Annotated in this window: 11 protein-coding genes; all 11 read left to right on the top strand. The window is 44.3% G+C overall.

Going from position 1 to position 13,309, the window contains the following annotated elements:
• The first annotated feature begins 22 nt into the window (after window positions 1-22).
• The gene (gene fliD / locus MKY19_RS28120; RefSeq protein WP_339799077.1) at window positions 23-1,765 is read left to right on the top strand and encodes a flagellar filament capping protein FliD; all 1,743 of its coding nucleotides are present in this window, start codon (window positions 23-25) and stop codon (window positions 1,763-1,765) included.
• Between the two features lie 28 nt (window positions 1,766-1,793).
• Window positions 1,794-2,192, top strand: coding sequence for a flagellar export chaperone FliS (gene fliS, locus MKY19_RS28115; RefSeq protein ID WP_339799074.1), 399 nt, complete (start codon window positions 1,794-1,796; stop codon window positions 2,190-2,192).
• Entirely contained in the window at window positions 2,185-2,520 is a 336-nt protein-coding gene (locus tag MKY19_RS28110; protein WP_339799072.1) for a hypothetical protein, read from the top strand. Before fliS ends, MKY19_RS28110 begins: the two co-directional genes overlap by 8 nt.
• Before the next feature lie 234 nt (window positions 2,521-2,754).
• Complete coding sequence (locus tag MKY19_RS28105; RefSeq protein ID WP_019915069.1) at window positions 2,755-2,952, top strand: cold shock domain-containing protein; 198 nt, start codon at window positions 2,755-2,757, stop codon at window positions 2,950-2,952.
• Window positions 2,953-3,269: 317 nt separating this feature from the next.
• A complete protein-coding gene (locus tag MKY19_RS28100) occupies window positions 3,270-4,706 on the top strand; it encodes an S-layer homology domain-containing protein (protein WP_339799069.1) in 1,437 nt (478 codons plus the stop codon).
• 229 nt (window positions 4,707-4,935) lie between these two features.
• A complete protein-coding gene (raiA, locus tag MKY19_RS28095; protein ID WP_042131328.1) occupies window positions 4,936-5,484 on the top strand; it encodes a ribosome-associated translation inhibitor RaiA in 549 nt (182 codons plus the stop codon).
• Window positions 5,485-5,763: 279 nt separating this feature from the next.
• The gene (gene secA, locus MKY19_RS28090; protein ID WP_339799066.1) at window positions 5,764-8,271 is read left to right on the top strand and encodes a preprotein translocase subunit SecA; all 2,508 of its coding nucleotides are present in this window, start codon (window positions 5,764-5,766) and stop codon (window positions 8,269-8,271) included.
• A gap of 368 nt (window positions 8,272-8,639) precedes the next feature.
• A protein-coding gene (prfB, locus tag MKY19_RS28085) for a peptide chain release factor 2 (protein WP_143759238.1) occupies window positions 8,640-9,753 on the top strand; the annotation gives its coding sequence in 2 pieces (ribosomal slippage) (window positions 8,640-8,711 and window positions 8,713-9,753; 1,113 coding nt in all).
• A 151-nt stretch (window positions 9,754-9,904) separates the two neighbouring features.
• Window positions 9,905-10,789 (top strand): YitT family protein, encoded by an 885-nt coding sequence (locus MKY19_RS28080; protein WP_076285679.1) that lies wholly within the window; start codon window positions 9,905-9,907, stop codon window positions 10,787-10,789.
• Window positions 10,790-10,970: 181 nt separating this feature from the next.
• Window positions 10,971-12,020: an N-acetyl-gamma-glutamyl-phosphate reductase gene (argC, locus tag MKY19_RS28075; RefSeq protein WP_339804534.1), complete on the top strand. Its 1,050-nt coding sequence runs from the start codon at window positions 10,971-10,973 to the stop codon at window positions 12,018-12,020.
• Between the two features lie 20 nt (window positions 12,021-12,040).
• A complete protein-coding gene (gene argJ / locus MKY19_RS28070; RefSeq protein ID WP_339799063.1) occupies window positions 12,041-13,273 on the top strand; it encodes a bifunctional ornithine acetyltransferase/N-acetylglutamate synthase in 1,233 nt (410 codons plus the stop codon).
• Window positions 13,274-13,309 lie beyond the last annotated feature (36 nt).

The following is a 13,309-nucleotide window of genomic DNA, read 5'->3' as shown; positions in this document are numbered from 1 at the left end:
TCGAATTAATGGTTTTTCGGGAATGGATATCGATAGTATGGTTAAGAGTATGATGGCTGCTAAAAAAGCACCATTGGATAAACTGAATCAGCAGAAAACTATTTTAAATTGGACTAGAGACAGCTACCGAGAAATAAACAGTAAACTATATGACTTTCGTAGTAATAAACTTATCGATAAATACGGCCGTAATGAATCCTTGAACACTAATCAATCAGTAGTAAGTGGTAACACGAATGCCGTAAAAGCAACGGCCTTAGCCACAGCTAATGGGGTTGATATGGATGTTAGTGTAACACAACTTGCTACAAAGACTACAGTGAAGACTTCGGGGGCAGGTTCTAACTTTACAACATCAACAACACTCTCGCAGTTACAGACAAAGCTGGGCGGGACAGTCCCAACAGAAGGCTACAAACTAACAGTAAACGGTGAAGTTTTCTCCTTTTCGGGAGATACCGCTATTTCTTCAGTTATCGCTAGTATTAACAGTAGTAGTACTGCAAATGTAATGGCCACATTTGATGAGATCACTGGGCAGTTTTCTCTGGCTGCCAAAAGCAGCGGTCCACCAACGGAGGCAACAAGCACAGCACCAGCAAAAGGAAAAGTGGTTTTGGGAGCAGATACTTCCTTGCTGAATTTGTTTTCCGGCAAGAGTGACTCAACGACACTCGCCCAATTGCAGAATTCACTATTTGGTACAAGCATTACAGATGCTAACATACAAGATTTCACATTGAATTTTGGAACGAATAACCTCTCCTTTAAGGGTAATCAGAGCTTATCAGATGTGGTTTCCTACATCAATACGAATACGACTACTTTAGGTGGTGCTACTGCTAGCCTTGTTTCAGGCCAGTTAGTAGTTACCTCTGGTGGAGTGGAGCAGACTATCAGTGGTACTGCAGCTAATTTAGTCAAAGGATTTGGTACTACCGAAGGTGTAGTTGCTAAATACACGATTAATGGAACTAGTTTAGAAAATGATAGTAATTCTTTCGCGGTTAATGGTGTTCAGTTAACATTGCTTGCAACGACAAATATTAATGGTACGGACACTCCTGCTAAAATTACTAAACAAGTTGATACGGATAAGGCAGTGGCCACCGTAAAGGGGTTCATCGATGATTACAACGCTTTGATTACTTCTTTAAATGCTAAGATAAATGAGGCTAAATATCGTACCTTTACCCCATTGACTGACGATCAAAAGAAAGATTTGAAAGAGTCTGATATTACGGCTTGGACAGAAAAAGCAAAAAGCGGTTTACTGAAGAATGACGATGTTATAAAGACGGTCTTATCCTCAATGAGGATGGACATTACTGAAAAGCTGGGTGATCTTAGTGATATTGGTATTACTACAGGATCATATTTTGAAAAAGGTAAACTGTACTTGGATGAAAGTAAACTGAGAACTGCACTTAATAATAATTCACAAGGAGTTATGGACTTACTTCAAGGACCACAAAGTTCTCCTGATACTGGATTATTTGACAAGCTTTCTTCTAGAGTAAGCGATGCATTGAATAGTATTTCCGAAAGAGCTGGTACTAATAAATATTCAGGCGATCTTACTAGTAGTTATAAAGAAGAAAGTGTTATGGGTAAGAAGCTCAAAGGTTATAACACTCGTATAAGCGATATGTTAACTATGTTGAACAATGCCGAAACACGTTACTACAAGCAATTTTCAGCCATGGAAACGGCAATGAACAAGTTACAGTCACAGTCCAACAGTCTCTTCTCCACTTCCAGTTAGGATAATTATAAAATAGAGGGTGAGATTATTGATTACATCTCCGTATGAGAAATACCGTCAGTCTTCTGTTCAAACGTCAACACCTGCACAACTAGTAATTATGTTGTACGATGGAGCTATTCGTTTCGTGAGAACAGCAATGGATGGACTCAGTAAACAGGACTATGAGAAGACAAGTCTTAATTTTGGTAAAGCACAATCTATCGTTAGTGAGTTAATGAGTACATTGGACTACACCTATGAGGTATCTAATAACCTTTATTCACTTTATGAATATACAAATTTCTTGTTAGTGGAAGCCAACATCCGCAAGAGCCCTGAAAAAGCGGAAGAGGCCATTGGCTACCTTACTGAACTTCGGGAAACTTGGCTGCAAGCATCCAAAATCGCTGCAGGCCAGGGACAGGCTGAAAGTGCTCATGGATGAGTTAATCCTGAGTTTAGATCAACTCACCCGGAGCATCGTAAACCGTCTTCAAGAGACTACCTATGAGGAGTTAGAGCTTTTTGTCGAGGATCGTCAGGAACTAGTCGATTCCATTGCAAAACAAGTCGCATTGTGTCCGACGACTTCTGCACAAAAACAAGAAATTAATCGAATTCTGGAATACGATAATGTGATTCTAGATAGAATGAACGCTCTTCGTTTGGAAGCCCAAGACTGGTTGCAGAAGCGCAAACAGGCCAAGGTACAGCGCAGCGCCTACGAGGCCGCTTACACCCCGGATAGTTTTCTAATGGATCGCAGAAAATAATTTATTTCGGTGTTTCGCTATAGGAGTAGACGGGTATTAAATACCGTCTGCTCTTTTTTGATCGTTACGCCGCAGCTATTTCTTGATTATGGTAAATTAAACGTCCTATTTTACGTGGTAAATTATTGCATGTAAACATTTACTTTTCCAATTGACAATGAAGAAGTTACGGTGGTATAGTCGATTTGTGAGCAAGACTCACGTTCATCTGATGACGAAGGGAATGTTTAATCAATGGAAGGTAAAGTAAAATGGTTTAACGCAGAAAAAGGTTATGGTTTTATCGAGACTGCAGACGGTGGCGACGTATTCGTACACTTTTCCGCGATTCAAACTGACGGTTTCAAGACTTTGGATGAAGGCCAATCCGTAGAGTTCGATATCGTTGAAGGTGCACGCGGACCACAAGCAGCTAACGTAATCAAATTATAATCATACGGCTAAGCCGACCTACATATAAGTAGATGGTTAGCAATTTAGACAGCGCTAGCAAGGATCTTGGGATTTCTCCCAAGGTCCTTTTTTTGTGCTCTCAAAAGCCTCTATCAAGGCTGTTAATAGAAAGAAAATAGCGTACTTTGTAAATTTATAATATGGAAAATGTTAGAACTCTTCGAAATGTGGGTAATAGCTTTACGTTGAGCTGTTTATCTTACCTCGACGCACACTATGTTAGCCTAGGCCAATACTTCCAAAAAGAGATTCATATAGCCTACGCTATCAAAACTTTTAGGAGGATGATTAGCAGGATGAAAAAGAAGTTGCGCGGTCTCATGACCGGAGTTTTAGGAGTTAGTATGTTATTAGGATCTCTTGGCAGCGTCTCCGCCGCCTCCGTACCTAAGGATATTCAAGGTCACTGGGCCCAAGCTCAGCTACAGGAATGGTTAGATAGTGGATACCTTGGAGGATACCCGGACGGTACGGTTAAACCAAACAAGGCAATTACACGTGGAGAGTATGTGACTCTGGTAAATCGCCTGTTCGGTTTTAAAGAAAAAGCAACTGTAAGCTTTAAAGATATGAAAAGCACAAACTGGAACTACAGTGAAGTGGCTAAAGCCGTGGAAGCTGGCTATATCGGAGGATACGAGGACAATACGTTCCGTCCTAATAGTCCGCTCACAAGACAAGAGGCAGCAGTAATGGCTGCGAAATTACTTAAATTGAGCACCAATAGCACTACTAGCAAATTTAAAGACAACGCACAAATTGCAGCATGGGCAAAAGGTGCAGTAGCCGCTGCAGCGGATAAGAAGATTATTAACGGTTATCCGGATGGAACCTTCGGTCCTAAGAGATCGTTAACACGTGCAGAGGCTGTAGGTATCATCAACACCTCAGTCATCTATTATCCAGGTAGTGGTACAGGTGGTGGAGTAGTTCCTACCCCAACGCCAACGGCTACTCCGACACCAACCGCTACGCCAACGCCAACAGCTACTCCAGGTGGTAGTACAGGTGGTGGATCTGGCGGCGGTAACGGTGGTGACGGAAATGTCACAACACCAACCGTAAGTGGGGCAACCTATGGTAACGTTGGTTCGGTAACAGCCGATGTATACCTGACATCTTCCGTAACTGGCTCAGTGTACTATGTTGTAGCTCCTTATACTGCTAACGTAAGTGCACCGAGTGCATTGCAGGTAGAAAAAGGACAGATCAGCAATGGAACTGCAAGCGAACAACATGGTAGTGTTGCAACTGTAGCCAACACAACGGTTACATTCTCGGTTTACGGATTGAATCCTGGGACGGAATATGCAACATATATCGTAGCAGCGGATGCATCTGGCAATCTGTCTACTGTAACAACAGTTCGATTAACTACTGCTCAGGAAACAGCAAACTCGATTACGCTTTTTGAACCAGGACAAGTAGGTACAGTTACAGCAGATGTGTATGTTAAATATGGCGTGACTGGTGGCACTCCAACACCGGTAAGATATGTAGTATTGCCGGCAAATGAAAAAGCACCTAGCGCAACACAAATTTCTTTAGGGCAGAATAGTGCGGGTACAGCATTGACTGCCCCATGGACGAACACACTTACGTTCGCTCCTGGTGTAAAATATACGCATACATTGACTGGATTGACAGCCAATACTGCCTATAAGGTATACGTTATTAAAGGAACAGGTACACAATTGTCACCTGTAGAAATCATTCAAATTCATACCAAGTAACTTAATCTTATACTGTCTCAGTTTGGGAATATAAGAATGGAATTCGTACTATAATAACGACAGGTTTACAATTGGTCCGGTGAGGCGAATAGTTGCTCTTACCGGACTTGTTTTATTTGTGAACACAAGGACAATATTTGTTATCTAATTGTAAGGGCTGTAAGGAATTACTTTTTACTTAGCCTTAACAATTTGGTATAATGAAGGTGTAACTAAAGGAGGAGTGGCCATGCAATTCACCATTCGAGGTCAACAAATTGACGTGACCGACGCTTTGAGAGAGTATGTTGATAAGAAGCTCAGCAAACTTGAGAAGTATTTCGAAGCACCCCCTACCTCTGAAGGGTCTGTGACGCTTGGCGTAGTTCGCGGCCTTCATACGGTGGAAGTAACCATTCCGCTTGCTGGCGTGACGCTTCGTGCGGAAGATCGCAGCGATGACATGTATGCTTCCATAGATGCCGTTGTGGACAAGCTGGAACGTCAAATTCGCAAACACAAAACGAAGATCAATCGTAAGTTCCGTCAAGAGGGACTGAAGACGCTGTTTGTGGATGGAGCTAGTACCGCTGTTGCTGTAGAAGAACAAGATTATGATGATTTAGAAGTTGTGCGGAACAAACGCTTTACAATGAAGCCGATGGATGTGGAAGAAGCAATTCTTCAAATGAACATGGTAGGACATAATTTCTTTGTGTTTTCCAATATCGACACCTCGGAAGTAAGCGTAGTTTACAAACGTGATGATGGTAAATATGGACTGATTGAACAGGGCTAAGATACAATGATGCCAGTTATGCTCTAAGTATAAAGGGCCTCGAGAGTTAGTCAGAACCTAAGAAATTTAAACCGAGCCCCTATTCGCTTGCAGCGAATAGGGCTCTTGTGCGTATAAGCGACTATATTTGAAAAATGTGGCTGATACACCTTGTATTGCGGCATCTCTTACAAACTGTTACAATTTATGAAGCAGCGGAATCGAATTTATAAATGGCCCTTTCAATTTTGTGAGGATGGGCTCGGTTCCACCATCTGTGTTGCATGAAAGGGGTTAACCATGCTAGGACTTGTAAAGAAAATATTCGGAGACACCAACGATCGTGACGTTAAACGTCTCATGAAGACAGTCGATGTAATTAATGGATTGGAACCGGAATTTGTAAAGCTATCTGATGAACAGTTACAAGCTAAGACAGCAGAATTCCGTGCCCGTATTGAAAAAGGCGAAACTTTGGAAGAAATTCTTCCTGAGGCATTTGCAACCGTACGTGAAGCTTCCAAGCGGACGCTTGGTATGCGGCATTTTGATGTGCAGTTAATTGGTGGTATGGCTCTGCATGAAGGCCGGATCTCCGAGATGAAGACTGGTGAAGGTAAGACACTAGTAGGTACATTGCCAGTGTATTTGAATGCTTTGCTAGGTAAAGGCGTACACGTAGTAACGGTCAATGACTATTTGGCTCAGCGCGACAGCGCACAAATGGCACAAATCTATAACTTCCTGGGCATGACGGTTGGGGTTAACCTAAGCGGTATGGACCATGCTGATAAACAAGCTGCTTATGCCTGCGATATTACGTATGGCACGAACAACGAATTTGGTTTCGATTATTTGCGTGACAACATGGTGCTTTATAAAGAGCAAATGGTTCAGCGCCCTCTGTATTTCTGTATTATTGATGAAGTGGACTCTATTCTTATTGATGAAGCACGTACACCTCTTATTATTTCCGGACAAGCTGAGAAGTCTACAGAATTGTATTTTTCAGCAGACCGTTTCGTGAAAAAGCTTAAGGCTGAAGAAGACTACACAGTGGATATTAAAGTGAAGTCTGTAGCCTTGACTGAAAAAGGTGTGGCTACTGCTGAGCGCGCTTTTGGTATTGAGAACTTGTATGATCACAGTCATGTAACCTTGAATCACCATATCGTCCAAGCCCTAAAAGCAAATGTAATTATGCGTCGTGACGTAGATTACGTTGTAAACGAGGGTGAGGTCGTTATTGTCGATGAATTTACAGGACGTCTAATGTCAGGTCGTCGTTATAGCGATGGGCTGCACCAAGCGATTGAAGCGAAGGAAGAAATCGAAGTACAGAATGAGAGTATGACTCTTGCAACGATCACATTCCAGAACTACTTCCGTATGTATCGCAAACTGGGCGGTATGACAGGTACAGCGAAGACTGAGGAAGAGGAATTCAAGAAGATTTATGGTCTTGAAGTTCTTCAAGTTCCTACGAACAAACCAAATCAGCGTGTAGATATGCCAGATGTTGTCTATAAGAGTGAGAACGGTAAGTTCAAGGCTGTTGTGGAAGAAATTGTAGAACGTCACAAAAAGAACCAGCCGGTACTGGTTGGTACAGTGTCGATCGAGAATTCAGAGCTCGTATCTGAAATGCTGAAGCGCAAAGGCGTTAGACACCAAGTGCTTAACGCGAAGCATCACGCTGCGGAAGCAGAAATCATTACTCATGCAGGTCAGCCAGGTACAGTTACGATTGCTACCAACATGGCTGGACGTGGTACGGACATCGTTCTGGGTGAAGGTGTGACAGATCTTGGAGGTCTGCATATCATTGGTACAGAGCGTCATGAATCGCGCCGGATTGATAACCAGCTGCGCGGTCGTGCGGGTCGTCAAGGTGACCCTGGTTCTACACAATTCTACTTGTCGCTTGGCGATGAGCTCATGAAGCGTTTTGGTGCTGACAACGTTCTGACTATGATGGATCGTCTCGGATTCGAGGAAGATCAGCCGATTGAGAGCCGCATGATCACGCGTGCTGTAGAATCTGCTCAGAAACGTGTTGAAGGTAATAACTTTGATATCCGTAAAGTCGTATTGCAATATGATGACGTGATGAATCAACAGCGTGAAATTATTTATAAACAACGCCGTGAGATTCTGGAGTCCGATAATATTAAAGATATCGTGCTTGAAATGATCAAACCAGTAATTGAGCGTATCGTTCTCGCACACTGTAGCGATGATATTCCTGAGAACTGGGAACTGCAAGAAGTTGCTGATTACGTAAACAGCAAGCTGCTTGAAGAAGGTGCTTTGACCCGTGATATTCTATGGGGCAAGGAAGCAGAGGAGATCATCGAGTTCATTTTCGCACGTGTGCTTGAGAAATATGCTGCACGTGAAGAACGTCTGGGTTCAGAACTTGTTCGTGAATTCGAGAAGGTAATCGTGCTTCGTTCCGTAGATAGCAAATGGATGGATCATATTGATGCAATGGATCAATTGCGTCAAGGGATTCACTTGCGTGCTTACGGTGGTACGGATCCACTTCGCGAATATCAATTCGAAGGCTTTGAGATGTTTAATACTATGACTGCTACGATTCAAGAAGAAGTAGCTACTTATATTATGAAGGCTCACATCGAGGCGAATCAGGAACGTCAGTCCGTAATTGATGAAGACAAGATCTCTACAAACAGCGAACCTGTTGAGAAACGTCCGGTTCATGTTGAGGCTGTGACTGGCCGTAATGATCTTTGCCCTTGCGGAAGCGGCAAGAAGTACAAGAATTGCCACGGTCAAAACGCATAAGACAAACATTTAGTAGCGCTCATATTCAGGTGTTGAAGATGTAAGTCTTTAACCCTGATCTCTATGGGTATACTAACCATAAAGAGCGGCTGGGCCCGGGGGTATCCCCCGTTTACGGCCCAGTCGCTTTTTTGGATATTTAGTATTCGAGTGAATGAGGAATGGAGAGAAGGTTTGGAACTGGAGAAGCGTAGCACTCGCCTTTATCTTCAGATTCCAACCGCAAGTGCGGTTATCTAATCAAGGAATCTGAGGATAACAGCGGTCGGAAGTCCAATCCTTCTCGGAATGGCTAATCATTCACTCACCCACTAACTATCCATTAGAGCGAAGACCGTAACAACCAATTTTGAAAGGTGAAGTGACCTATGATAGAACCAAATGTAAAGCAGGATCTGCGTGAAATAGGCAAGAAACTAACTGACCTTAGGGGGTCTCTTTGACTTAGATCTAAAGCAAGAGATGATTTCTAACTTTGAAGAAAAAATGGCGGCTCCAGGTTTCTGGGATAATAGTGAGCAAGCGCAAAGCGTAATCGCCGAGATGAACGCTGTGAAATCTTCCGTAGATCAATACGAGAAGCTTCAACAGGAATACGATGACGCTGCGATGATGGCAGAGCTTGCGGATGAAGAGGGCGATGAGGATCTGGCAACAGAAATCGGAGAGACGATCCGTAGCCTAGGCAGTAAAGTGGATGAATTCGAGCTGCAATTGCTGCTTAACCAACCGTATGACAAGCTGAATGCGATCCTTGAGCTTCATCCGGGTGCAGGCGGAACGGAATCCCAAGACTGGGGTCAAATGTTGCTGCGTATGTACACACGTTGGGCTGAGAAACGTGGATTTAAGGTTGAAGTGCTCGATTATTTACCGGGTGATGAAGCAGGAATTAAGAGTGTTACACTGCTCATCAAGGGCTTCAACGTATATGGATATTTAAAAGCTGAGAAGGGTGTACACCGACTGGTGCGGATTTCTCCATTTGACTCTTCAGGCAGACGGCATACTTCTTTTGTATCCTGTGATGTTGTTCCGGAAATTACGGATGATGTAGAAGTTGAGATTCGGACTGAGGATCTTAAGATCGATACGTATCGAGCGAGTGGCGCCGGTGGACAGCATATCAATACCACGGACTCTGCTGTACGGATTACTCACTTGCCGTCGGGCGTAGTGGTAACCTGCCAGAACGAACGTTCACAGATCAAGAACCGGGAACAAGCCATGAAAATGCTGCGTTCCAAGCTCTATGAGCGCAAGCTGCAAGAGCAGCAGCAGCAATTGGATGAGATTCGCGGCGAGCAATCCGAAATCGCTTGGGGCAGTCAGATTCGTTCCTACGTATTCCATCCGTATAACATGGTCAAGGATCATCGTACATCCGTGGAAACAGGTAATGTGGGTGCAGTAATGGACGGAGACCTGGACGCATTCATTGATGGGTACTTGCGTAGCCAGATCAAGGTTGAGGCGGATTAAGGGATTTTTTTGGGAATATAGGAAAGTATAAGCTTACTCCATACTTTATCTTTATATTTTTTTAGGGGAAACGGATACCATTCTTTGATATGGATGGAATAGCCGTTTCTTCTTACGTAGAGCAAGATGACACTTTAAGGAGCGCCATGAAATGCAAAAAATCAATTCTCGCAATAAACCCCCGCTGATTCCACTGAATGGACCCGTCCGTCATGTGGTGGATACAATGCTTATTCTGATCGGTTCGCTAATCACGGCACTGGGGTTTAATCTTTTTTTTCTGCCTAATCATATAGCTTCTGGTGGAGTATCGGGTCTTTCTGTATTGGCTGAAGCTTGGTTTGGGGCTGAACCGGCATTTACACAGTGGGCGCTTAATATTCCATTGTTTGTACTAGGAGTAATATTCCTGGGGAAACAATACGGTGTTCGCTCGTTGCTTGGGAGCTTTGTGCTGCCGCTATTTATCTTGTTGACAAAAGATTTACCTACACCTACAACTAATCCACTTTTAGCCTCCATTTATGGCGGTATCTGTGTGGGGGTGGGACTTGGCGTTGTGTTCCGCGGACGGGGCTCAACAGGTGGACTTACGATTTTGGCGCAGATTATTCAAAAGATATCCGGTCTCAGCTTCTCGGTTTCCGTTGTGTTGCTGGACGGGACGGTTATTGTGCTGGCTGCATTTATACTCGGCATGGAGCAGGCGCTGTATGCGCTGATCGGATTGTTTGTTACAGGTAAGGCCATTAATGCAATAGAGGTAGGCTTCCGTTATACGAAGGTTGCTTATATTATCTCGGACAAAACAGATGAAATATCTGCGGCGATATTAAATGATCTGGATCGTGGTCTGACAAAGCTGGACGCACATGGCGGGTACACTGGCGATGCACGTACCGTTCTGATGGTAGTGGTAGGTCAGAATGAAGTATCAAGGCTAAAGGCGATTGTCCAATCCGTAGATACAAGTGCATTTGTTATAATTACCGAAGCACATGAAGTGTTAGGCGAAGGGTTTAAAAGAGAAGCGTAATCTCTCCTACAGGGGAGGTGACGCTTCTCTTTTTTTCTAAATGAGGTTATATTTAGGATGAATAAAGTTCACATATTGTGTTGTATTTATATTAATAGGGATGTATAATAATACATATTTCTAAGACGGTATGCATTTTATTAAATAATATATTCAGGATAAGCAGGAAGTGGGGATGACAGTGGAAGGCAAGCTGAGGGCGGCGATTGTTGGATCAACGGGTTATGGAGGCGTAGAGCTGATTCGGCTACTACAAAGTCATCCTAAAGTAGAGATTACTTCGGTAATTTCCTCATCTAGTGCAGGGGATGCGATAGAGGAAGGGTTTCCTCATTTGACGGGCATTATTGACCGAAGGTTGGATGGAGTTGATCCGGCGCAGATGGCTGAGCGGGCGGATGTGGTTTTTACGGCTACGCCGTCTGGTGTAAGTGCAAAGCTGGTGCCGCAGCTGCTGGAAGTTGGACTTAAGGTCGTAGATCTATCCGGTGATTTCCGATTGAAGGATGGCGCAGAGTATGAGCACTGGTACAAACATACAGCTCCTGCTGATGAGTACCTAGAACAAGCTGTGTACGGACTTTGCGAGGTGTTCGGAGAGCATGTGGCCGGGGTTGATTTTATATCTAATCCAGGCTGTTATCCTACGGCTACACTTCTTGGACTAATTCCTGCGATTCAGGCAGGCTGGATTAAGCATGACAGTATTATTATTGATGCCAAATCCGGGGTTACCGGAGCAGGACGCGGAACGAGCCTGATGGTGCATTATGCAGAGATAAACGAGAACTTAAAAACTTATAAAATAAATAAACATCAACATATACCAGAAATCGAGCAGACACTCACGGAGATTGCTGGAGAAAAGGTAACCGTAACGTTCACCACACATCTCGTGCCTATGAGCAGAGGAATTATGAGTACGATGTATGCAGCAATGACGGGCAATTATACGGAGCAGGATTTTGTGAATTTATATCGTGAATATTATGCGGGCAGACCCTATGTGCGGGTGCGCGATGTAGGTGTGATTCCAGCGACAAAAGAAGTTAGTGGCTCTAATTATTGTGATATCGGATTTGCGACAGATGCTCGTACAGGGCGGGTGACCATAGTCTCCGTCATTGATAACGTTGTAAAAGGTGCGGCAGGTCAGGCGATACAGAACCTTAATTTGATGATGGGATGGGAGGAAACCCTTGGCCTCGGCTACACACCTGTGTATCCATAAGGATCAGCGGTACAAATAACATGAGCGAGATTGAATTATTTACTACCTTGGAAGGTGGAAGCATTACTTCACCTAAAGGATTTAAGTCCGGAGGACTGCACTGTGGATTGAAAAAAACAGACCGCAACGATCTCGGAGTGATTCTTTGTGAGGTTCCAGCTACGGCTGCTGCCGTGTATACGACAAATGTTTTTCAGGCGGCTCCTCTGAAGGTGACGCGTGAAAGTCTTGTGAACGGAACGTTGCGAGCGGTAGTCGTGAACAGCGGGAATGCTAATGCCTGCACAGGTGAACAAGGCGAGGCCGATGCTTATGAGATGCGCGCTGCTGCGGCTCAACATTTGGGTGTGGAGGTTAACGATGTTGCTGTCGCTTCGACTGGTGTGATCGGTGAACTGCTGAAGATGGATTGCGTACGTAGCGGTATTGCTGCACTTCCAGAGAAGCTGGACGGTGGGGCTGCTGGAGCGGAAGAATTCTGTCAGGCCATCCTTACAACCGATTTAGTCAAAAAAGAAATTGCCGTGAAGGTACTCGTCGGTGGCGTAGAAGTTACCATTGCTGGAGCCGCAAAGGGCTCCGGGATGATTCATCCTAACATGGCTACCATGCTCGGATTTATGACTACGGATGCTGATATTTCAGCGGAGGATTTACACAGTCTACTTCGTTCTGCTACGAACGTTACTTTTAATATGATTACAGTGGATGGAGATACTAGCACCAATGATATGTTAGTGTCGATGGCCAGTGGGCTTGCGGGTAATGAAAAGCTGACCCGATTGCATCCGAATTGGGATGCTTTTGCCGCAGGGTTTACGTATGTGTGCCAGACGCTTGCCAAAGCGATTGCTCGTGATGGAGAAGGTGCGACTCACCTGATTGAGGTTCAAGTGAATGGTGCTGTTCATGACGAAGCTGCTGCAGCGATTGCCAAGACAGTGGTGGGTTCTAGCCTAGTGAAATCTGCTATTTTTGGAGCGGATGCGAACTGGGGACGGATCATTGCTGCGGTTGGACGCGCGGGTGTTCCAGTATCTCCGGAGCGTGTGAACATTTCGTTAGGTGATATTGAGGTGCTACTGCACTCGAAGCCGGTTGCTTTTGATGAGGAGAAGGCTTTGGCCTATTTGCAAAAAAGTGAAACTGTGCTGATCACTGTAGATTTACATGATGGAACCGGAAAAGCTACAGCCTGGGGCTGTGACCTAACTTACGATTATGTGCGTATTAACGCTGCATACCGTACCTAATTTGTGGCGTGATTAAGCCCACAAGGGAAGGATACC

The organism is Paenibacillus sp. FSL R5-0744 (assembly GCF_037972555.1).
Classification (GTDB): domain Bacteria; phylum Bacillota; class Bacilli; order Paenibacillales; family Paenibacillaceae; genus Paenibacillus_AQ.
Note: the sequence above shows the minus strand (reverse complement) of the source record. Positions and strands in the feature narration are given on the sequence as shown.